At 52.5% G+C, this 22,300-nt stretch carries 21 protein-coding genes and 1 other annotated feature (1 of these 22 running past the window's edge); of the genes, 7 read left to right on the top strand and 14 right to left on the bottom strand.

Going from position 1 to position 22,300, the window contains the following annotated elements; translation table 11 throughout:
- Both FED52_RS05140 and dnaE read right to left on the bottom strand, forming a co-directional pair.
- On the bottom strand, positions 1-555 hold the full coding sequence (locus FED52_RS05140) for a FadR/GntR family transcriptional regulator (protein WP_034778231.1): 555 nt from the start codon (positions 553-555) through the stop codon (positions 1-3).
- A gap of 75 nt (positions 556-630) precedes the next feature.
- Positions 631-3,801 carry a DNA polymerase III subunit alpha gene (gene dnaE, locus FED52_RS05135; RefSeq protein ID WP_138859191.1) on the bottom strand — a complete coding sequence of 1,057 codons (3,171 nt, stop codon included), beginning with the start codon at positions 3,799-3,801 and terminating at the stop codon, positions 631-633.
- 103 nt (positions 3,802-3,904) lie between these two features.
- Here dnaE and FED52_RS05130 point away from each other — a divergent pair, with 103 nt between their 5' ends.
- On the top strand, positions 3,905-4,096 hold the full coding sequence (locus tag FED52_RS05130) for a YtzJ family protein (protein WP_034778236.1): 192 nt from the start codon (positions 3,905-3,907) through the stop codon (positions 4,094-4,096).
- Between the two features lie 18 nt (positions 4,097-4,114).
- Here FED52_RS05130 and FED52_RS05125 read toward each other — a convergent pair whose 3' ends face one another.
- Entirely contained in the window at positions 4,115-5,080 is a 966-nt protein-coding gene (locus tag FED52_RS05125; protein ID WP_138859190.1) for a DHH family phosphoesterase, read from the bottom strand.
- A gap of 77 nt (positions 5,081-5,157) precedes the next feature.
- On the opposite strand from FED52_RS05125, the gene FED52_RS05120 reads away from it, so the two are divergent.
- Complete coding sequence (locus tag FED52_RS05120; RefSeq protein ID WP_233004412.1) at positions 5,158-5,472, top strand: YtpI family protein; 315 nt, start codon at positions 5,158-5,160, stop codon at positions 5,470-5,472.
- A gap of 46 nt (positions 5,473-5,518) precedes the next feature.
- On the opposite strand, the gene FED52_RS05115 is transcribed toward FED52_RS05120, so the two are convergent.
- Positions 5,519-6,829, bottom strand: coding sequence for a DRTGG domain-containing protein (locus tag FED52_RS05115; protein ID WP_034778238.1), 1,311 nt, complete (start codon positions 6,827-6,829; stop codon positions 5,519-5,521).
- Between the two features lie 161 nt (positions 6,830-6,990).
- On the opposite strand from FED52_RS05115, the gene FED52_RS05110 reads away from it, so the two are divergent.
- Positions 6,991-8,088: a M24 family metallopeptidase gene (locus tag FED52_RS05110; protein ID WP_138859189.1), complete on the top strand. Its 1,098-nt coding sequence runs from the start codon at positions 6,991-6,993 to the stop codon at positions 8,086-8,088.
- A 44-nt stretch (positions 8,089-8,132) separates the two neighbouring features.
- On the opposite strand, the gene FED52_RS05105 is transcribed toward FED52_RS05110, so the two are convergent.
- Together FED52_RS05105 and FED52_RS05100 are read right to left on the bottom strand one after the other, a co-directional pair.
- The gene (locus FED52_RS05105) at positions 8,133-8,855 is read right to left on the bottom strand and encodes a metallophosphoesterase family protein (RefSeq protein WP_138859188.1); all 723 of its coding nucleotides are present in this window, start codon (positions 8,853-8,855) and stop codon (positions 8,133-8,135) included.
- Between the two features lie 12 nt (positions 8,856-8,867).
- On the bottom strand, positions 8,868-9,593 hold the full coding sequence (locus FED52_RS05100) for an SDR family oxidoreductase (protein WP_138859187.1): 726 nt from the start codon (positions 9,591-9,593) through the stop codon (positions 8,868-8,870).
- Positions 9,594-9,776: 183 nt separating this feature from the next.
- Here FED52_RS05100 and FED52_RS05095 point away from each other — a divergent pair, with 183 nt between their 5' ends.
- Entirely contained in the window at positions 9,777-10,214 is a 438-nt protein-coding gene (locus FED52_RS05095; RefSeq protein ID WP_021065608.1) for a universal stress protein, read from the top strand.
- 52 nt (positions 10,215-10,266) lie between these two features.
- Here the strand turns inward: FED52_RS05095 and FED52_RS05090 are convergent, their stop codons facing one another.
- The 4 genes from FED52_RS05090 to tpx form a co-directional block, all read right to left on the bottom strand.
- A complete protein-coding gene (locus FED52_RS05090; RefSeq protein WP_138859186.1) occupies positions 10,267-10,875 on the bottom strand; it encodes a 3D domain-containing protein in 609 nt (202 codons plus the stop codon).
- 431 nt (positions 10,876-11,306) lie between these two features.
- Positions 11,307-12,518: an acetate kinase gene (locus FED52_RS05085; RefSeq protein ID WP_138859185.1), complete on the bottom strand. Its 1,212-nt coding sequence runs from the start codon at positions 12,516-12,518 to the stop codon at positions 11,307-11,309.
- Positions 12,519-12,644: 126 nt separating this feature from the next.
- A complete protein-coding gene (locus FED52_RS05080; protein ID WP_138859184.1) occupies positions 12,645-13,532 on the bottom strand; it encodes a class I SAM-dependent methyltransferase in 888 nt (295 codons plus the stop codon).
- A 99-nt stretch (positions 13,533-13,631) separates the two neighbouring features.
- A complete protein-coding gene (gene tpx / locus FED52_RS05075) occupies positions 13,632-14,120 on the bottom strand; it encodes a thiol peroxidase (RefSeq protein WP_131471299.1) in 489 nt (162 codons plus the stop codon).
- A gap of 155 nt (positions 14,121-14,275) precedes the next feature.
- Between tpx and FED52_RS05070 the strand changes: the two genes are divergently transcribed.
- A complete protein-coding gene (locus FED52_RS05070; protein ID WP_034778250.1) occupies positions 14,276-15,094 on the top strand; it encodes an NAD kinase in 819 nt (272 codons plus the stop codon).
- 48 nt (positions 15,095-15,142) lie between these two features.
- Here the strand turns inward: FED52_RS05070 and FED52_RS05065 are convergent, their stop codons facing one another.
- Both FED52_RS05065 and ezrA read right to left on the bottom strand, forming a co-directional pair.
- The gene (locus FED52_RS05065) at positions 15,143-16,723 is read right to left on the bottom strand and encodes an amidohydrolase (RefSeq protein WP_138859182.1); all 1,581 of its coding nucleotides are present in this window, start codon (positions 16,721-16,723) and stop codon (positions 15,143-15,145) included.
- Between the two features lie 74 nt (positions 16,724-16,797).
- Complete coding sequence (gene ezrA / locus FED52_RS05060; protein WP_138859181.1) at positions 16,798-18,528, bottom strand: septation ring formation regulator EzrA; 1,731 nt, start codon at positions 18,526-18,528, stop codon at positions 16,798-16,800.
- Positions 18,529-18,765: 237 nt separating this feature from the next.
- Here ezrA and FED52_RS05055 point away from each other — a divergent pair, with 237 nt between their 5' ends.
- Entirely contained in the window at positions 18,766-19,248 is a 483-nt protein-coding gene (locus tag FED52_RS05055; RefSeq protein WP_138859180.1) for a GAF domain-containing protein, read from the top strand.
- Between the two features lie 223 nt (positions 19,249-19,471).
- Positions 19,472-20,071, top strand: coding sequence for a 30S ribosomal protein S4 (gene rpsD, locus FED52_RS05050; RefSeq protein ID WP_029595169.1), 600 nt, complete (start codon positions 19,472-19,474; stop codon positions 20,069-20,071).
- Positions 20,072-20,116: 45 nt separating this feature from the next.
- Here rpsD and FED52_RS05045 read toward each other — a convergent pair whose 3' ends face one another.
- Together FED52_RS05045 and tyrS are read right to left on the bottom strand one after the other, a co-directional pair.
- Positions 20,117-20,740, bottom strand: coding sequence for a GTP pyrophosphokinase (locus FED52_RS05045; protein ID WP_138859179.1), 624 nt, complete (start codon positions 20,738-20,740; stop codon positions 20,117-20,119).
- A 106-nt stretch (positions 20,741-20,846) separates the two neighbouring features.
- Positions 20,847-22,094, bottom strand: a complete 1,248-nt coding sequence (tyrS, locus tag FED52_RS05040) for a tyrosine--tRNA ligase (protein WP_138859178.1) — start codon at positions 22,092-22,094, stop codon at positions 20,847-20,849.
- A 47-nt stretch (positions 22,095-22,141) separates the two neighbouring features.
- Positions 22,142-22,300: a binding site (T-box leader), on the bottom strand (it continues 39 nt past the right edge of the window).

Below are 22,300 nucleotides of genomic sequence, written 5' to 3'. Positions count from 1 at the left end.
TCATTCCGGCATCCCCGCCTCACGCCACATCTCCAACAATCGTCTACGTTCATCTTCAGTATACAAGTCGCCCGCGTCCGTCCCGTCATAAAATCGGTTTACTTCACTCCAAATTCGAATGAACAGTTCATTCTTCAATCCGAAGATGAGATGCTGCCGGAAGGCACGGTCCGTCTCCACACTCCCCTCGAGCAACGCGATGCGTTCCGGGGTCGGTTCGACTTCCGTCAACGCCAAGCGTTCGAGCAGTCGCAACATATCGACAATGTCCGACGCCTTCGTCTGTTTCGTGACGATAAACTCTGACAAAATCTCAATATATCGATGGCGATCTTGCTCACATAAAAACGTGCCGCCGCCGTGTCTCGTCTCAACGATTCCAAGGAAGCTGAGTGCCCGTAACGCTTCACGGACCGAGGCACGGCTGATGGATAGCGTCTCGGCGAGTTCCCGTTCTGACGGGAGACGGTCGCCTGGCTCGAGTGAGGCCTGGACGATCAACGTTCTAATTTTAGAAATGTTTTCATGAAATGAGGATGCGTGTTTTCCATGCATCTGACCGTTCAACTCCCTTTTTGGATGGCATTTTCTCTAAAGTGGTCAGACCAATTAATCAGATTATACCACTTTTTATGACTTGGTACTAGTTTTCGTACCGGGCAATTTCGAGTCGACCCGCTTCAACACGACATCCGTTTCACCAAACCGTTGTTTCAACGCCAAGAGCAATGTCTCCGTCGGATTGACCGCATACGCCGAGGCAAGTTGCTTCACTTCCTTTGAATCCGAGAACCGACAAATAACCGGCACATCCCCTTTGGACGTATGGAGCAACTCTTCGAGGTCGGCGAACGACTCCAAGCGCAGCCGGACAAAGAGCGCTTGTCCATGGAGCGGCCGGACCCGCTCGACGACGAGTTGACGCCGTCCGTCCCGTTCATTTGGATGCACCTCGAGCAAGAGGACGTTCCCGACGTAAAGCGAGCGCGAAAATTGCGCGAACACCCGCGGGAAGATGACGACCTCATCTTGCGACACACCGTCATCGACCATGACGACACCCATCTCTTCGTTCTTCTTCGTCTTGAACGTTCGAATCGCGTCCACGTAGACGACGATGAACCCGCGTTCGCCATGGAGCACTTCATCAATCGTCACCGTCTCGATCGAGAGCGGCGCGACCGTCGTCAATGGCGAATGGACGATCCACGTTCCAAGCGCCTCTCGTTCTTCCTCGGACCAATTCGGCTCAATCGGCGCGGATCGTTTTAACCCGAGCGCGGACAACTCGTCCGGGAGCAGATGCGTCTCCGTCTCCTCGCGAAGCCGTTCGACCGCTTCAAAGGCACGCCGACGCTCACCATGGTACATCCGATCCAACGCCCCAGCACCGAGCAGGCGTCGCAGTTTCATATGGTCTTTCGTTCCCCAGCCCATGAGTTCAAGCAGGCGCTTCACATCGGTGAACTCGGCATGATGCTCAATCAACCGCTCGACATCACGTTTCGTCAACCCTTGGACCGCCTTCAGTCCGAGACGCACGCCGGGCCCTTCTAAAAAGGCGGCGGCTTGTCCGTGCAGAACGTCGGGCGGATAGACAGGGATTTTTCCTTTCCGCAACATGCGGACGAGCTGATTCGTCTTGTCGTACGTCACGAGGTAGAAGATTCGTTCAAAGTGCGCCTTCACATAAGCTAGACGGTAACTGATCAAACTGTAGGCGACGGCGTGGGAACGGTTGAAGCCGTAACCAGCGAACTTCTCGATCCACGAGAACACTTGCCGCATCGAGTCACTGTCGAACCGCTCCGACGAACGTTCTAAGAAGCGGGCTTTCTCGACGTCAATCGCTGCCACGTCTTTTTTAGCGATGGCGCGGCGTATCAAATCCGCCTCGGCGTATGAATACCCCGCAAGCTCCCGCAACAAGCGCATGACTTGTTCCTGATAGACGAGCACGCCGTTCGTCGTCCGCATGATGTCGCCGACGACCTGATGGACCGCTTGATAAGGCATCCCATGCTTGCGCTTCGCATACGTATCGATGAACTGCATCGGCCCCGGACGATAGAGCGACATCGTGACAACGATATCCTCGAACTCGGTCGGCTTCACTTGCCGAAGCGCTTGTTTCATCCCTTCCGACTCAAATTGGAAGATCCCGTCCGTGTCACCCCGGGCGAGCACGCGGAACGTCTTGGCGTCATTCAATGGGATCGTCTTCAGCGAAAACAGCTCATCCGTCTCCCGAATCAGCGCCTCCATCTGCCGGAGCCTCGTCAAGTTGCGCAGGCCGAGCAAATCGATTTTCAACAGACCGAGCGCTTCGAGATCCTTCATATTATATTGAGTCACTTGCTCCCCTGTCGTCGGCTGCAACGGTGTGATTGCATCAAGTGCCTCCCGGCTGAGCACAAGGCCGGCCGCATGGACCGAAGCTTGGCGCGGTAACCCTTCCAACTCGGAGGCGATTTTCAAGAGCTGCGAGCGCTTTTGACTGCCGGCGAACCATTTCACTTTCGAAGGGTTGGCCAAAATCCCGGCCAACCCGTCATCTTTTACTTGTTTGCTGGCCGCTTGTCCTTCTTCAAGCGTCAGACCGAGCGCCCGCGCGACATCCCGTAACGCCGCCTTTGCACCGAACGTGGCGAGCGTACCGATTTGGGCCGCATGATTTTCACCATACTTCTCCAACACGTAGCGAACGACCTCATCGCGTCGTTCATCCTCGAAGTCCAAGTCGATATCCGGCATCGTGATTCGTTCCGGATTCAAAAATCGTTCGAACAAGAGACCGAACCGGACTGGGTCGACCTCGGTGATGTGAAGCGCGAAACTGACGAGCGACCCGGCCGCGGAACCACGACCCGGACCGACCTCGATCCCTTGTTCCTTCGCATAGCGAACGATATCCTCGACGATGAGGAAGTAAGAGGCGAAACCCGTCCGCGCGATGATATCGAGTTCATAGCGGGCCCGTTCGATATAATCTTCTTGGAATAGGTCGAGCGCCTTTAAGCGGTCGGCAACGAGTCGCTTCAACCGGTCGATGGCACCTTCGAATTCTGGGATGGATGTTGTCGCTTGCGGCAACCGAGTGACGGACACGAGAGATTCGAATCGGTCGAGTGCCTCGAGTTCGATCGGTTCAAACCAATCGTTCATCTCACTCGGTAGGCGGACGTATTTCCCTTTCTGGTGAACGTCTTCTTGCGAGATGAGCTCTCCTTCGCCGATGGCGACGATGGCACGATACGCCTCGAAATCTTCTGGGCGCATGTAACACGTCTCGGGGGCCGGCACGAGCTTCGTGCCGAGCTCCTCCCGCATCTCGCGGAGCTGTCTGAGCATCAACGTCTGCTCCGTCGTTTGGGGCGCCGGCAATCCGAGCCATAGTTTCTCCTCGTTCACGTAACCGAGCAGATGGTTATACAAGCGCCTGCGGTGAACTGGGTCGTTCGTCTTCCAATTCTCCGGTAAGACGACTACCGCCAGTTCGGTCGTCTCGGTCACTCCATCGGCCTGCACAAGGCGATACAGTTCCGGCAACTGCTCCTCGGTCAACGCGTAGACGAGGACAGACACGTCAAACCCGTCCATCCGCAACGTGGTCCGCAACCCGATGACAGGTTTGACCGCATAGCGTTCGCACAATCGGACGAACTGCGGCAAGCCGTATAATGCATCGTCAGCGAGCGCGACGGCCCGACTCCCTCTCTCAGCCATCAGCGCGACGTATTGTTCAAGTCGAATCGTGCTCTGCATCAAACTAAAAGCCGATCGTACATTCAAGTGGATCACAAGATCCCCCCTTTCTTTTTTTCACAATTGTCAAACTCATTCCGACACTTGTCTGATACAATAATTATAGACAAAACTTCTCCTAAAAGGGGGTATAAACCGTATGATTATTAATCGGGGCAAAATCGCACGTGACAAGCTCGAAAATTTACAGAACGGCCAGACCGTCTTCGCCGATAGCCCGGAGATTATCGACCGACTCCGCCGCTATATCGCCGAGTATCAACTCGACGTCGTCGAGGACGTGACCGACCGCGGCACATGGTTCATCCCACAAGATCAGGACAAAAGCTGAAGAGAGCTGACCAACGGGTCAGCTCTCTTCTGTTTCGAACGTGAACAGTGCCGCGACTTCATCAAGTGCCGCGATCACTTCGTCCATCTCTTCCCATGTATCGATCGTGGCACCGGCTGCCATCGGATGGCCGCCACCGCGATAGCGTTTCGCCACTTCATTGATAACCGGCCCTTTCGAACGGATTCGCACCCGAATCTCATCTTTGTTCTCGACGAACATGACCCAGCACTTCAATCCTTCGAGTCCTGAGAAACTGTTGACGAGCAACGATGCCGCTTCCGGTGTCGCGTGGAACGTCCGCAAGACGTCCGCATCGATTTTGACGTAGCCGACACCCGCTTCTGTCACGTTGACGTTTTGAAGCACATAGCCTTGGAGTTGTAACGTCGCCAAGTTCGTCTTATACATTTGACGATACAACCGATTCGTATCGATGCCGTAGTTGATCAATTCGGCGGCGACCTCAAACGTGCGCGGCGTCGCATTGCGGAACTGGAACCGTCCCGTGTCGCCGACAATCCCGGCGAACAACAAGAATGCGGACGCCTCGTCAAGGGCAAGCCCCCAGATTCCCGCAAGTTCAGCAATCATCTCCGACGTCGAACTGACCGTCGTGTCGACGATTTGATGGGTCGCATACGCGTCCTCATCAGGGTGGTGATCGATTTTGACGACCGTCTTGCCTGTCAAGGCGTGCGGCCCATCGATTCGTTCGTGGTTAGCCGTGTCGAGCACGATGACGAGCGCGTCTTTGTACATGTCGGCTTCAACATGCTCCATCTTGCCTAAAAATTCTAAGTCGTGGACGATGCCGCCGACGACGTAAATCCGTTTTTCCGGATAAGCGACCTCTAACATCCGCTTCAACCCTAGCTGACTGCCGAGCGCGTCAGGGTCAGGACGGACGTGTCGGTGGATCATGATCGTATCCGCCGCTTCAATCAATTTCAATATCGTTGCTGCCTCTGGCCAGTGTGCCATCGCCATTCCTCGCTTTCTTGAACACTATTCTATGGTATGATGATAACAGATTACACGTCTGAAAGGGGTTTCTTCACTTGGGTCAATTAATTATGATCGGACTCATTTTGTTTTCGTTAGGTGCCTATTTCGTTTCTAAACGACGCGCCTATTTGACGAAGACACCATACCGGAAAGCGCTCTTTAACACGCAAGCGCTCATCTGGTTGAGCCTGTTCCTCGCACTTTTCGCCGTCAACCAAATGATCGGCGGCCTCGGGCTCGGCTCGACGATCGGTTGGATCGTCAGCATCGCCATGCTCGTCCTAGGGCTAGGCAATGCCGTCGTCGGGTTCATCCGGTACCGTAAAATCTATCCGCTCGCGAACGAAGAGCCGATCAAACAAGCATAAGGGCAGACAGAAACGAGCTGATGACATCATCAGCTCGTTTTTTTAGTTAACGGTCGATCAATTGCGCCGTAACGAGCGCTTTGGCAACGAGTTGCGTGCCTTGCGTCATCTCGACGTCGACTTTCCCGAACTTCCGGCCAAGGTCGAACACGTTGGCCGAGACTCGGATTTGGCTCTCGATTTGAATCGGTTTCATGAAATAGACCGTGATATTCTCGACGACGAGGTCGCCTTTTTTCATATGACGCAGACTCCGGGTCGCCCCTTCGACAAGTAACGTCGTCAAGACACCTGACGACGCCGTCCCCATGTGGCTCGTCATTTGCGGCGCGACCTCGACGGTGAACGCGGTCCCGTTCGAGTTCGGATCTTCTTTCAATTGGTTCGTGATCATATTGTCGAACGTCTCGCCGACTTGCGGTTGGCGGTTGGCGAGTTGGAGCGCCTTCAAGACGTCTTGGCGGCTGATGATTCCGAGCAGACGGCCGTAGTTGTCGACAACCGGCAACATCTCGATACCTTCCCATACCATTTGGTGGGCGGCATTGGTGACGCTTGTCTGAACGCCGACCGTGATCGGGCTCTTCGTCATCACTTTCTCGATTTCGGTGTCATGCGGGCGGTCAATCAAGTCTTTCGCCGTGATGACCCCGACGACTTTCATCTGTTCGTCGATGACGGGATAGCGATTATGTTTCGTCCGTTCATTCAGCTCGTGCCAACGTTTGACCGTGTCGTCCACTTTTAAATAGAACGTGTCGTGGAGCGGAATGACGATATCTGATACGAGTAGAATCTCTTTTTTGATTAAACGGTCATAGATGGCACGGTTGATCATCGTCGCGACGGTGAAACTATCATAGGAAGTCGAGATGACCGGCATGTGGTATTTATCCGCCATCCGCTTCACTTCGTCGGTCGTATCGAATCCACCTGTGATCAAGACGGCACCGCCAGACTGGAGCACGAGCTCATGCGCCTTTTCCCGGTTTCCGATGATGACGAGCGAGTCGACATCGATGTAACGCATCATCGCTTCGAGCTTCATCGCCCCGATGACGAACTTCGAGAGCGTCTTATGCAGCCCGTCACGGCCGCCGAGCACTTGTCCGTCCACGATATTGACGACTTCAGCGAACGTCAGTTTTTCGATATTCTCTTTGTGCTTACGCTTGATCCGGATCGTCCCGACCCGTTCGATCGTCGACACAAATCCTAAGTTCTCTGCTTCTTTGATGGCCCGATACGCCGTTCCTTCTGATACCGCCAACTCTTTTGCGATTTGGCGGACCGAAATTTTGGACCCGACATCGAGCGACTCGATATGTGCTATGATCTGTTCATGTTTTGTTGTCATGTCACGAGTCCCTTTCCTCAATACATTTTCTGTCATCCTCAGTATACTGTATCAGTCGTTCTTCTTCAAACTGTACTACTGAAATGGTGACATTTCCTTTCCGTTTTGGAAAACGTTATAATGAGAAAGAACGCCAATGAACGAGAAGGAAGGGAAACGAGTTGAATCAACGAACCAACCATATTGCACAATCTTTGGCCACGAAAGGGTTAGACGCCGCTTTCGTCACATCGAAAGCATCGGTCTTCTACTTTTCAGGAGTATACGCCGAGGCTCATGAGCGGCTCATCGCCATTCTTGTCTTGAAGAACGGCACGACCGCGATCGTCTGTCCAGCACTTGAAAAAGGAATCGTCGAAGCGAGCGAGTGGAACGGCGATATCGTCACGTACATGGATCATGAAAACCCATGGGACAAAGTCGTCAAACTGTTCCTCGACCAACAGATCATCCCCGAGCGAATCGGAGTAGAAGGCGAGCATTTGACGTACAATCGCGCCGAGCAACTCCGCGCCGGTTTCGCGGGACTGTCAATCATCGACTTGACGGAAGAGTTGCAGGCACTTCGCATGATCAAGTCACCGGACGAGGTCCGCTTGATGAAGCGCGCCGCCGAACTCGCCGATATGGCGATCGAGGCAGGGATTCGCGCATTGCGTGAAGGCGTGACCGAGCTCGAGGTCATCGCGGAAATCGAGTATGCGATGAAGAAGCACGGCGTCCGGGAGATGTCGTTCGACACACTTGTGTTGTTCGGTGAGAATAGCGCCGACCCGCACGGTGTACCCGGCAACAATCGCTTGAAGAAAGGCGATTTCGCTTTGTTCGACCTCGGTGTCATTTGGCAAGGATACGCCTCTGACATCACTCGCACCGTCGTCTATGGAGAAGCGAGCACGAAACAACGAGAGATTTACGAGACCGTCCTCAAGGCCGAAGAAGCTGCGATCGAGATGGCGAACGTCGGGACGACGCTCGGCTCGATCGATATCGCGGCCCGTCAAGTCATCACGACGGCCGGTTACGGGGAATACTTCACGCATCGTGTCGGACACGGTATCGGCATCGAAGTACACGAATTCCCGTCAATGGCCGCCAATAACGACATGACGGCCCAAGTCGGGATGACGTTCACCGTCGAACCGGGGATTTATCTCCCTGGCGTCGGCGGCGTCCGCATCGAGGACGACATCGTCATGACCGAGAGTGGCCCGATTCTGTTGACGAGTTATCCGAAAACGCTCCAAGAAATCGATTGAGTCACAAAGAAAGACCAGCCGCGCGCGGCTGGTCTTTTTCACGGTCAATAAAAGAGTCGGAACATGACGTCTCGTTGTGGCACGTCACGGCGTTCCATCGTCTCAAGGAACGAGCGTTTGTCATACGGCACGGCTTGTGGGTGAATCGAGAAGCCGGCCTCACCCCACTCGAGGATGCCGTAACGGGCCAAGTCGTCACGGGCGACACCGAGCGCTCCCGGATTGAAATAATGTTTCACGTCATCCCGAAACATGTGCTCCGGATGATGATGCCCGAAGCAGATGACATCCGCCTCATACGCCGCGTAAAGCGACTGCATGTTCGAAAGTGTCGCCTCGACGATGTCGTGGAACGGTTCCTCGGTGATCGGCGTCTCCCGTTTCTCGGTCGGGATATGGTAATGGATGCCGTATACGCGAGTCCCTTCGACAACACGTTCAATCGTGCGCGGCAGCTTGAAGAGCGCCTCCGCATAGGCAGGTTTCAACGTACGCGCCACCCACTCATGATGCGGGCGCGTGTGTGCGTAGCTTTCGGGATGCCCTGTCCCAGCCATGAGCGACAACACGGCCTCGTCATGGTTGCCCGTAATCATGTGCACGCCGCGGTCGAGCAGTCGCGCCATCACTTCGTTCGAATCGGGTCCCATCGCAATCATGTCCCCTAAACTCCAGATTTGATCGATCCCTTGCCGGTCCAGTTCGGCAAGCACCGCATCGAGCGCTTGGACGTTGCCATGGATATCGGTCAATATGGCCAACTTCATGCAGACCCCTCCTTATTTCCGGTATTGATGGACGACGTTGACACCGCCGGTCACATCAATGACAGCACCCGTGACCATGTCAGAATCGTGAGCGAGCAAGAACAGAATCATTCGCGCGATATCTTCACCTGTCCCGTGACGGCCGACCGGTGTCTGGTCATCCGGTTCGGCCGCTTCGATTCGCATCTCTTTTTGTGCCCCGACAATATTGCCTGGATTGATCATATTGGCCGTGATGCCGTAGGCTGCCTCTTCAAGCGCGACCGATTTCGTCAAACTGACAAGTCCCGTTTTCGCTGCCGCGAACGCCGACCGGTGAATCCAGCCTGGTGCCGTCGCACTTTCCGGGAAGCCGTACGTGATGATGCGGCCGAACTGTTTCGACCGCATGCTCGGGATGGCTCGGCGCATCAACCAAAACGAGGCTGACAAGTTACCCGTGATCACCTCGTCCCATTCCTCGTCAGACAAGTCGACGAGACATTTCCGTTCAAAGATATATGGCCCGGCATTCAAGATGAGCGCATCCGGTTCTCCGAACTTGGCCACCGCCTCTTCATAGGCACTCAAGACGGCCTGGCGGTCCGTCAACGGCGTCTCGATCATATGTAACCGCTCGTGGTTCCAATCGATCGGCTTCCGTTGCAATACGCTGACGTGCCAACCTTCTTCTAACAGTCGTTCCGTCACAATGCGGCCGATCCCTTTCGCACCGGCCGTGATGACTACGTGTTTCATCGTCATCCCTCCTCTGTATCATCTTACCCGTTCCGTCTGCTCATTTCCAAACTTCAACCTGTTCAGTGAGAAAGTTGTGAATCTTTCACACATTTCTGAAAGAACCGGGCGTGAATTTAGGCAGAAGTGGTATACTATACATGTAAGCCGCACGTACATTTCAAGCGAAAGGTTGGGATTTACATGGCAATTGTCTACAAACATATTCTATCTGCCGTCGACGGCTCGAAAGAGGCGGAACGCGCATTTGAAACAGCAATCGACGTCGCCCTTCGAAACGATGGCAAGCTGTATATCGGTCACGTCATCGATACACGGACGTTCGCCACGGTCGAAGCATATGACCGGACGATTACCGAGCGTGCTGAAACGTATGCGAAGGAATTGCTCGAGGACTACGTCAATCGCGCGAAAGAACGTGGTGTCAAAGAAGTCGAGACGGTCATCGAGTACGGCTCTCCGAAAGTGACGATCGCTAAAAAAATCGCACCGAATCACGACATTGACCTCATCATCTGTGGAGCGACCGGCTTGAACGCCGTCGAACGCTTCTTCATCGGTAGCGTCTCTGAAAGCATCGTTCGCTATTCGAAGTGTGACGTTCTCATCGTCCGCCAATAACATGATTCACAAAAGGGCCATCGCAAATGCGATGGCCCTTTTGTATGCCTGATTATAATACTTTGACAGTTACTGTCTTACGACCGAAGTTGAGGGCCGCACTTTGTGAGTACATCAAGATGTCGATTTTGTTGCCTTTGATGGCGCCGCCTGTATCAGCCGCTGTGTATGTGCCCGTCAACTTCCCGCCGACGTACACTTGTACTTTCTTACCGAGCGGGATGACGCGCGGGTCGACAGCGACGACGTTACGTTTTTGGGCCCGGACGTTCCAGCCTAATGCCGTCACACCTGAACATCCTTTGCAATACGGTGTGTAGGCCGAGGCATTCATTTTATAAGTTTTCGCCTTCAAACTTGTTTTTGTTACCGACTTTGAAGCTTTTTTAACTGACTTCAAGTACTTAGCAGCGATCCAACCTGCTTTTCCTTTGTAGTTGACGCGAATCCAAGCCCCTTTTGAGCCGGTACGCTGTAATTGTTGTCCTTTGTTGATCTTGCCGATGACTTTTCCGTTGAGTGAACCTGCCGAGCGGACGTTCAATCCGTTGACTTGGCTTTGAACGTAAACTTTTGAAGATGCCTCAACTTGTTGTTGTGGTAAGAGCATAGCGAGTGTCATGACCGTCAGTAGTAAGACCGTTCCAATTTTTTTGAGCATGTGGTTTGTCCTCTCCTAGTCGGTTTGTGAGTTGTAAGTTCATGGTGTCGAATCTGTGGTGCCATATTCACTGTCACATTTCGCGTTTATTGCTGAATGTTTCGTCCAGATAACTATATGACGAAACATGACGACGTGCGTTTACAACTAAAATTCATTTGAGTGTCATCAAAGTTACGGTTAGATTACAAAACCGCCATCCTTTAAAGAAAGATGACGGTTTTAATAATAATCTTTAGTTTTTGTCACATTAATTCCCATTTAAAGGAATTAATATATCTTGATTATTACGAAAACCTGCTTTTCTTACGTCGAATGTTACAAACGAGATGGATTCATTCGGTCCATTGTCACAATCCCTTCCCTCTTCATGCGTCAAAAGCACTAAAAAAGTCCGTCTCGCAAGGTTGCGGGACGGACTTTGTAATAACTTAAACGTGTGCCTCAAAGAGGTTGGCGATGCGTACGGTATCGCGTGCGATGACCAACTCTTCGTTCGTTGGGATGATGATGACTTTGACTGGTGAGTGCGGGTAGTTGATGAACAACTCTTTACCGCGTGCTCCGTTGTTGAGTGATGGATCCCAGTAGACGCCCATGAACTCAAGGCCACGAAGGATGCGCTCACGGATGACGTCAGAGTTTTCTCCGACACCAGCTGTGAAGATGATCGCATCGACACCGTTCATCTCTGCCGCATATTGACCGATATAACCGTGGATGCGGTTCGAGAAGATTTTGAGCGAGACTTCGGCACGGTGGTTGCCTTCAGCAGCAGCTTGCTCGATGTCACGCAAGTCACTCGAGATACCCGAGAGACCGTAGACGCCTGACTCTTTGTTCATGACGTTCAATACGTCTTCAGCCGACTTGCCTGTCTTTTGCATCAAGAACGGGATGAGAGCCGGGTCAAGTGATCCTGAACGTGTGCCCATCGTGATTCCTTCGAGTGGCGTGAAGCCCATTGTCGTGTCGATCGAACGACCGCCGGCAACCGCTGCGATTGATGCACCGCTACCGAGGTGGCAGGAGATTAAACGAAGGTCTTCAAGCGGACGACCGAGAAGCTCTGCCGCACGTTGCGTGACGTACTTGTGGCTCGTTCCGTGGAAACCGTACTTCCGGACGCCGTGCTCCGTGTAGTACTCGTACGGAAGGCTGTACAAGAAGTTCTCTTCCGGCATCGACTGGTGGAACGCCGTGTCGAAGACCGCGACTTGCGGTACGTTCGGTAAAATCGTTTGGAACGCACGAATCCCCGTTAAGTTTGGCGGGATGTGGAGCGGTCCGAGTTCGACGAACGATTCGATGTTCTTCATGACTTCATCGTCGATGACGACCGAATCCGCGTACAACTCTTTTCCGTGAAGCACACGGTGACCGACGCCTGCGATTTCATCGAACGATCGGATGATATCAAGGTCGATCAATTTTTCGAGCGAGAGCTCGACCGCTTCTTTATGTGAATGAAGCGGCGTGACGATATGGAACTTTTGTCCTTCGCCATATTTAATCGTGAAGATCGCATCTTCTTTTCCGACACGCTCGACGAGCCCGACGGCGAGCATTTTCTCAGATGGCATCTCAAGAAGTTGGAACTTCAATGACGAACTACCTGCGTTGACTGCCATAATTTTTGTCATGTCATACACCTCTTACCTTTCGATTTAAACACGAGTCTTTATCTGTTCTCTTAAAAACCGATAACTGTATCATAATGAAGATACTTGATATGGCATATGTTTTTCAAGTCTTTTGCCCAATAAAAATTATGTTGTTTTAAACCAATCGTCAATCTGTTTCACAATATTGGCAACAGCACGCACGTCCGTGAACGATGGCAACTCGACGAGGAGTGCTTGTTTCGGGCGTTTGACGCCTTCCCCGAGCTTTTGTAGCATCAATAGGCTCTTCGCATACCGCTCATCTTTGAACATCGTCGTCGGCAATTGGAGAACGCCTTTGACGACGGCCTCACGGTCCATCCACTGTTTTAATTTCCCTTCGTCATCCTGTTCAAACAAATTGTTCGGGATGACAAAAATCCCGTGACCACCTGGTTTCAAATGTCGCATCGCCTGCTCGATCAACAAGAAGTGCGAGTAAGAATGGCCCTCGTCCCGTTTCAAGGCGTACCCGGATGCCATATCGTCGTTCGGATAATAGCCGATCGGCAAATCGACGAGCGCTAAATCGCTCGGCTCGACGAACAACGGTGCGAGCGCGTCCTGGTGGAAATACGACACCGGTTTCCCGAGTAAGTTACTGATCGCGTAAGACAGACGTAGCATCGTCTCATCGACTTCGACGGCTTGTGCGGTGGCGTCTTTCAATTGTGTCAACACGGCATGCACGAGTGTCCCCGTCCCGCTTCCAAGTTCGAGCACGCTCGCCCCGTCTTTGACGAGCTTCGTTGCCAAGTACCCGATGAACAGGCTGACAGCGTCCGGTGTCGGTTGGTGGTTCGGCGGGAGTGTCGTCGTCTCCTCGAGCACGAGCAGACTGACGGCTTTGCGGACATCATCCGTCTTCTCTTGTTCGACATCGACCCGTTCAAATACTTCAATCAACGCCTCGAGCGGTAACAAATCAAGGTCGGTCGTCAGCTTCTTCGCCTCTTTCTTCCAATCCCGATACAATTGTTCAAATCGTTCCATCTTCGATCATCCTTTCCATACAAAACCGGCCCTCTGATGGAGAGCCGGTCGGTTCACTTCTATTAGTGTAAGCGATTCGTGGTCATTTCGCCAAGCGAATCAGTTCGCTTTATCAAACGCCTCGAGCGCCGCATCGAAATCGACCTCGTCTGTCATCTCATCCATGTACTGGACGTATTGGACCGTACCTTCTGAGTCGATGACGAACACCGAGCGTGCGAGTAGACGGAGCTCTTCCATCAACACGCCGTAAGATTTCGCGAACGATTGGTCGCGGTGGTCCGATAACATGATGACGTTATCGAGGCCCGAGGCCGCACACCAGCGACGTTGTGCGAACGGCAAGTCGTTCGACACGGTCAAGACTGTCCCTCCAAGCGTTGCCGCTTTCTCGTTGAACGCACGCGTTTGTGCATCACAGACGCCTGTATCAATCGACGGGACGACACTAATCAATTTTTTCCCTGGGTATGACGCGAGCGTCACCTCTTCAAGTGCCGTCGTGAGCGCTGTAAAGTCCGGTGCAGCATCTCCGACTTTGACCGGATTCCCTTGCAGTGTAACGGTATTGCCTTTAAATGTTGGCATCGTTTCATCCCCTTTGGTTTGATTTATACTTCTTCATCATATCGATGGTGCCGTCTCGATGACAAACTTCCTGCCTCAGACGGTCTGATTGTGATTTTCCCTATATCGAGCGTCTAAAACGCTGTATAATGAAAGAGACTCAATTGACAAAGGGGATGACATGGATGAGAAACAACGTTTATTTGTACCATCGTAACGTCAACGACTTTACTAAAGAGGTAAAGAAACTAATCGAGATCGGTGAGAAGCATGGCTTCAACGTCGTGAATCGTCCGGAAGACGCCAACATCATCGTCGCCATCGGGGGAGATGGCGCGTTCTTACAGGCCGTCCGTTATACAGGCTTCCGTCAAGACGCCATCTACGTCGGGTTCGGACGCGGATTGAATGAGTTTTATTGCGACTTCGACATACATAAGCTCGACGAAGTCGATCGTTTATTCTCAGATAACTCTGCTCGGATCGAAGCCGGGCTCGAGGTACGTAAATATCCGCTCTTATCGGCTTCAATCAATGAATCGACACCGATGCTTTGTTTGAACGAAGCTTCGATCAAATCGAGTATCATCAAATCACTCGCCATTGAGGTATACATCGACGATCTTCACTTCGAGACGTTCCGCGGCGACGGGATGGTCGTCTCGACGCCGACCGGCTCGACGGCTTATAATAAATCACTCGACGGCGCGATCGTCGACCCGCTCATCCCATGCATGCAAGTGAGCGAAATCGCTTCGGTGAACAATAACCGTTACCGTACACTCGGTTCCTCGTTCATCGTCCATGATTCACGCAAACTGTCGCTTCGCATCGTCGAAGACGGGAACGACTATCCGATCATCGGGATGGATAACGAGGCGCTCAGCCTCAAATATACCGACCGAATCGATATCGAGCTCTCTGACCAAGTCGTCAAAACGGTCAAGTTGAAAAACAACTCGTTCTGGCACAAAGTACAACGCTCATTCTTCTAAACGACAAATGGCTAGCCGTCCATTTTACTTAGACGGCTAGCCTTTTTATTATGCGTTGACGACGTCGGCCTCATACACCGGCGACCCTTCGACGACCGTCATGACGAGTCGGTTGTCGAGGATGTCGCGCCCGCGAAGTTCGAAGAAGTCTTCTTCCCACACCGTGAACGTGGCGTTATAACTTTGAATCAACAAGCCGTCACGTCCGTGCGTGCCTGTGGCGACACGCGGGGCATACGTGAAGCTACGGAGCGCTTCATACATCGACAGGCGTTCCGTCGGATTGAGCGCGCCCGACTCCTCGAACGATTGACGGGTGACGGCACCATACAGGCCTTTTCGCACATCGACCGAAGAAATCGGGGCGTCACTGCCCCCGAGGACGAGCGCTCCCGTGTCGAGCATCGATTTGAAGCGGTAGGCGTTATCGACCCGGTCGTTTCCGAGCCGGTCGAACAACAAGTTCATGTCGTCCGACAAGAAGATCGGCTGCGCATCAATCAATACCGGCAGCGCCTGGATCCGTTTCAACAATGCATCGTTCAAGAGCGAGGCATGGATGATTCGGTCCCGCGTCCCGCGCTTGGCCGGATACTTCTCGAGCAATGTGATGAACTGTTCGGCGGCGGCATCCCCGATGACGTGAGCTGCCACGTTCATACCATACGACCGCGCCTTTTTGACGAGCGCCTCGAGATGGTCTGGACGATGGACCTCGATTCCGCGCTGACCCGGTTCGTCCGTATACGGTTCCGATAAGAGTGCCGTCCGTCCCCCGAACGACCCGTCGACGAACAGTTTCATCGCCCCGAAATCGAAACGTGGTCGTTTCGCGAGCGCATCGTGACGGATTAATTGATCGACGACTTGTTCATGGACGAGCAGATGGGCGTGGAACGGGAGATCTGCTAACACGTCCTCATACGCTTGAATCGTCTCGAGCGGGTCGCCATGATAGAACAGGTCTTCCGTATGGGCGCCGACAATCCCGTGGGCGAAAAGCGAGTCGATGGCCCGGTGGAGTGAGGCGACATTTTTCTCGCGATTCCCCCCCAGTTCTTTATGGAGCAAATCGAGCGCCGCATCGTATAGCACCCCGTTCAGTTTTCCTTCCGCGTCGCGTCCGAGCTTTCCGCCTTCGATGACGGTATGGTGAATCAAGCCAAGTCGTTCCAATCCTTTCGAGTTGACGACGGCGACGTGGCGACAGACCCGCTTCAAGACGACGGGCCGATCTGGGATGACGGCATCAATCATCTCACGCGTCGGCATCTCTCCGAGCAGACGGTCATTGAACCCTTCCGCGACGAGCCAATCGTCACTTCTGTCACTGCCGTCCTTTTGTTTCATCGACTCGAGCAGAGCTTGCAAATCCGTCGTCTCGGTCGCATCGATACGGTCGAGCGCTTCCCCGTATCCGATCAAATGGATGTGCGAGTCGGTGAACGCCGGATAAACGCTCTTCCCTTCAAGGTTCACAATCTGTTTGATCCTTCCGGCGTATGTACGACGAAGGTGGCCTTCCTCACCTAGCTTCAGAATGCGACCGTGCTCGACATACATGGCGCGAGCCTGTTCATGCTCTTTATTCATCGTATAGATCTTTCCGTTTACCCATAGCGTTCCCATCACAAAATTCCTCCTCGATTCAAAAAAGATTGACGTCTACGTTAATTCCCGTTTACGTCAATCTTCATGCATCATTATTTTCGTAATAGCTCTTGTTGCTCCAAACCTTTTTCGACACGCTGACGAATCTCGCGGGCCGCGCCTTCATCGAAGCGCCCGAGGACGCGTTCACCGATTTCGACGGCCGTGCCGTACTCTCCGTGTAAAAACTTGTTCTCGGCGAGCGTCAAGGCGATATGGACCTCGTTGTCACGCCGGCGATAGCGGTTCGCATATTGCAGCAGCTGCTCGGCGTACGTGACTTGGCGTAAGAGCGCTTTGACCCGGTCGCGGAAGTTGTCCATCGTCTCTTCGACGTCGTGGCTGAGTCCGACGATATACGTCATATTGAACGGCGCCTTCTCGAACTGTTCGTCCAACGATTGAACGCCTTTTTGCAATTGGCGCATATCGCTCGTCAAATCCGTCGGGACGACCGGCATGGCGCTCTTCGTAAGGAGTCGGCGATGGGCCGACAATTCTTTCTTCCAAGACTCGAGCTTGTTACGAACCTCGAGCTCTTCTTTACGGAGCGAGTTCGTATTCTCGATGAAGCGTTCATGCATGGCACTAAACTGGTCGAGCGACCGTTTTGCTTCTTGCACTTTCGACTTGATCATGCTGAACGGGATCATCTGGGCGACGAGCGCCTGTTCGATATCGAGCACGTTCGCCGTGAGCGTCGCCCGCTCACGTTCAAGCTGTTCAAATTCTTCACCGACTCGAGCGTTGATCTCATAGTTGCTGACGAGTCGAGTCATCTCTTGATGGAGTCGCGCCATGACTTCGCTCGTCTGGCGGTCACGGTCTTTCACACTCGCGAATTCTTTCTTCACGTATTGGCGCGCGTCGACTTCGGTTCGGAACGCTTCGAACAACTGGTCGATGTCCGAACTGAGCTGTTGCATGTCCATCTCGAAATGATCGAAGTCGAGCTGTTCGATGCGGTCCATAAGAGCCGATCGGCGATCTTCCGCCTGCTCGATTTCTTCCATTAAACCGAGCGGTTCGAGCGCGTAGCCGTCCATTTGCATCTCTTTATGCCCCGAACGCAACTGGTTGAGCTGTTGTTTCAAGTCAACCTGCACCGTGCGGACGAACTGAGGGATGACACTGACGAGTTCACGAATCTTCGTCACTTTCTCAGACAAGACTTGGCCGGCAACGTACGCATCCGATACTTGGCCTTCTTGCTTCAACGTGATCATCTCGGTCCGTTTTGCTTCCGCTGCCGCAATCTCAGATTCGACGAGTTCATACGTCGGGCCGAACGCACTGTTTTGCGCGACGAGTGTCTTCCGGAATTGGTACAGCTCTTTCTCGTCTTTTTTGACGATATCGAGGAGCGACGAATGATGCTGATTAAACTCATCCATCTCGTCGAGCATGGCGTGTACCATCGACTCGAGCTCTTGAATCAACTGTTCCGTCGCATTCAAATCCGATTTGACTTTGAGGAAGCGATATTTGTCCAAATCTTCTTCGGCATGATAGAGCGCCTCATCGATTTGCCCGGTATGTACACTGACGAGTTCGTCCCATGACTGATGCCAACGCTCGAACTTTTCTTTCGTCTCGCCCTCCATCGGCCACTGTTTGAACTTCTGCAGTTCGGCCGGGACGCTGGCGCTGAGCACGCTTTGTTTGCGCATGTCTAAATCATCAATTTTCTGGTAAAAATTCCTTCGCACGAGCATGCTTCCCAGCATCGCCCCTAATGCGATGACAATGATTCCAATTAAAATTCCATAGATTCCGTAATCCATCTCTGTCACAACCTCCAAGCCGCTTTCGTGGACTTATGTATCTGAATGAATAAATGAAGTATTTTATGAGTATAGATAATACTAATCATATTATAGAACCAATGATTTGCATAGGTTTTCCAACGGTTTAGGGAGAGAATGTTATTTTTCACATGAATCTTTTAAGAAGACAAAATAAAAAAATGCGTGTACCATAATGCTAATCAATCTTGCTTTCATTCATTAGGAGGGAATCCCATGTTCCAAACGACTACTTACTCTGGCGACTTGGCCGCCGGTTACGACCTACTAAACAAACAACTCGCCGCGCTACTTGAAGGCGAGACAAACCGTGTCGCGAACCTTTCAAACGCGAGCGCGTTGCTCAACCAATTCCTCGACCGGATCAACTGGGTCGGCTTCTATTTAACAGAAGGCGAAGACGCCCTTATCCTCGGACCGTTCCAAGGTCTGCCGGCTTGCGTCCATATCGCGTTCGGCAAAGGAGTCTGCGGGACAGCCGCCTCGACGCAAGAGACACAACTCATCGCAGACGTTCATCAATTCCCGGGCCATATCGCTTGTGACGCGGCTTCGAACTCGGAAATCGTCGTCCCGCTCGTCCGTGACGGTAAGACCATCGGCGTGCTCGATATCGACAGCCCTGAGTTCGACCGCTTCTCGGATGTCGACCGTCAAGGGTTGGAGCAATTCTGTCAGACATTACTTCGCTTCATCTGATTGACAAGCGAATTATTTCGTCGTATACTGATTTTTGTGCATGAAATGACGATAGCAGTCATTGACAGACGTATCCACCTTTCGGGCCTCGACTGAGTCGGAGGAGCATCTCGTAGCTTCGCTATCAAGTGAAGGTGCTTGAACCTATGAAAGGGGCGTCACCAGTCTTTGACACCGTTGTTCTTTTGTGCAAAATACATGAACAACAAGGAGGAGTCCAAACATGGCTCGTTACACAGGTCCAGCTTGGAAACTCTCGCGTCGCTTAGGCATCTCGCTTAGCGAAACGGGTAAAGAATTAGCAAAACGTCCTTACGCACCAGGTCAACACGGAAATGGTCGTCGTAAAATCTCTGAATACGGTCTTCAGCTTCAAGCGAAGCAAGCACTCCGTCACATGTACGGAATCAACGAGAAGCAATTCCGTCGCATCTTCAACGATGCAGGGAAAATGCAAGGTATCCACGGTGAGAACTTCATGTTCTTGCTCGAGTCACGCCTTGACAACCTCGTTTACCGTATGGGTCTCGCTCGCACACGTCGTGGAGCGCGCCAACTCGTCAACCACGGTCACATCCAAGTTGACGGTTCACGTGTAGACATCGCGTCTTACCGTGTAAAACCAGGTCAAGTCATCTCAGTCCGCGAGAAGTCTAAAAACTTCAAAGCGATCGCTGAAGCTCTCGAAGTAGCACCAGCTACAAAAGACTACGTAACATTCGACGCTGAGAAGCTCGAAGGTACATTCGTACGTCTTCCTGAGCGTGCTGAATTGAACGACCAAATCAAAGAGCAACTCATCGTTGAGTACTACTCACGTTAATGCTTTTATCCCCTTCCCTGCCTCGGCAGGAAAGGGGATTTTTTTTTACTTTAATATTTGTTCACGAATCCGGCCCATCTGCGTATCGAGCGCGTCCGCCATCTTGGCCGCTTCCATCAACTCGAGTTTCGACGCCTCCGGGACGACGTGCTGGTATTTATAATGAAGCTTATGCTCCGTCGCCGCCCAAAAGTCCATGGCGAGCGTGCGGATTTGAATCTCAGCCGGCACCCAAATGACGCATTCCGCCAAATAGACTTTCGTCCGGACGATGAGATGCAGGCTCCGATAACCGCTCGGCTTTGGATCTTTGATGTAGTCTTTGATCTCATCGATTTGTAAATCATCCCGCTTCTTCAAATGGTCGAGGATAGCGTAGATGTCATCGCGGAAACTCGTGACGATCCGGACTCCGGCGACGTCGTAAATATTGTCCCAAAGTGCTTCCACTTCAAGTGGGAGCCCTTTTTGGTTCATCTTCTTTATAATTGACGGCAACGTCTTCATCCTCGTCTTCACATGTTCGATCGGAGAGTAACCGAGCCGCGTCTGCCAATCGAGGTCGATGATGCCGAGGTCGCTCTCAAGCTCGGTGATCGCCATCTCATAGTAGCGGAACCGCTCCCGCCATTGGTGGAACTGTTCGCCAAAAAACTCTTCAATTTCCATAGGAAAGCCTCCTTATCGTCTATACTTGCCATCGTATCAGACCGAAACCAATTTGAGATATAAAAAAACGTCCATGTCCGCAACATTTGGGACATGGACGAATGCATCAGACGTGACGGATCACGAAGTATTTTTTCTTGCCTCGGCGGATGACCGTGAACTCACCAAGTGTATCGGCACGTGTCACCGTCTTATCGAGCGCTTGTTCGCGCTCCCCGTTCAAGTAGATCGCCCCGTTTTGAACGTCTTCGCGGGCTTGACGTTTTGATGGCGCAATCTTCGCTTCGACGAGAAGATCGACGAGGTTACGTTCGCCGTCAAGTTCGAACTGAGGCATGCCTTTGAATGCAGCATCCATATCTTCTGGCTTGAGCGTCTTCAAATCACCGCTGAAGAATGCCGCCGTGATGCGGAGCGCTTGCTCGAGACCTGCTTCACCGTGGACGAGTTTCGTCATCTCTTCGGCGAGGCGACGTTGGGCGACACGTTTTTCCGGTGCAGACGCCACTTCGCTTTCAAGCGCCAAGATGTCGTCATGCGACAAGAATGTGAAGTATTTGATGAACTTGATGACGTCGGCGTCGTCGACGTTGATCCAGAACTGGTAGAACTCGTAAGGTGTCGTCTTATCGGCGTCGAGCCAGACCGCACCACCGGCCGTCTTACCGAATTTTTGTCCATCCGACTTCGTCACGAGCGGTACCGTCAAACCGAACGCCTTCTCCGAGTGACCAAAGCGACGAATCAGTTCGAGACCGGCCGTGATGTTGCCCCACTGGTCGCTGCCCCCAACTTGAAGACGGCAGTTCTCATTTTCGTACAACTTCAAGAAGTCGAACGATTGCAAGAGCATGTACGAGAATTCCGTGTACGAGATCCCGTTCTCCAAACGCGAGTCGACCGAGTCTTTGGCGAGCATGTAACTGATTGGGAAGTGTTTGCCGATGTCGCGCAAGAAGTCGATGATCGACAACTCTTCCGTCCACTCGTAGTTGTTGCGGATTGAGATCGGGTTCTCCCCTTCAAGCGGCAAGAAGCGGCTCAATTGATCTTTGATTCGATCCGAGAATTGTTTGACCGTGTCGAGCGTGTTGAGCGATCGCTCGTCCGAACGTCCTGACGGGTCACCGATCATGCCGGTCGCCCCACCGACGAGCGCGATGACATGGTGCCCCGCCTCTTGGAAACGTTTGAGTGTTAAAATCGGCAACAAGTGCCCGATGTGGAGCGAGTCCGCCGTCGGGTCGAACCCGGTGTAAAGCGTCGTCGGTTTGTTCAGCTGTTCTTTCAATCCTGCTTCGTCCGTCATTTGGTTGACGAGACCTCGAAATTCTAAATCCTTCAATAATTCCATCTGTTCCACTCCTTCAATTGACATAAAAAACGCCCCTTCTCATATTGAGAAGGGACGGAGATTCCGCGGTACCACCCTAATTGCCACAGCTGTGGCCACTTGTAGCGAGAGATAACGGTCTCGACCCGGCCGAACGGCACGCTCCAAAAGTGTAATTCATCGGCTGACATTGGCTAGTTCACAGCACCCACTAGCTTTCTGGACAA

Origin of the sequence: Exiguobacterium mexicanum, assembly GCF_005960665.1 — a bacterium.
In the GTDB taxonomy this organism is placed as follows: Bacteria; Bacillota; Bacilli; order Exiguobacteriales; family Exiguobacteriaceae; genus Exiguobacterium; species Exiguobacterium mexicanum_A.
The sequence above is the reverse complement of the archived record's forward strand: the minus strand, read 5'-3'. Positions and strand labels throughout refer to the sequence as shown.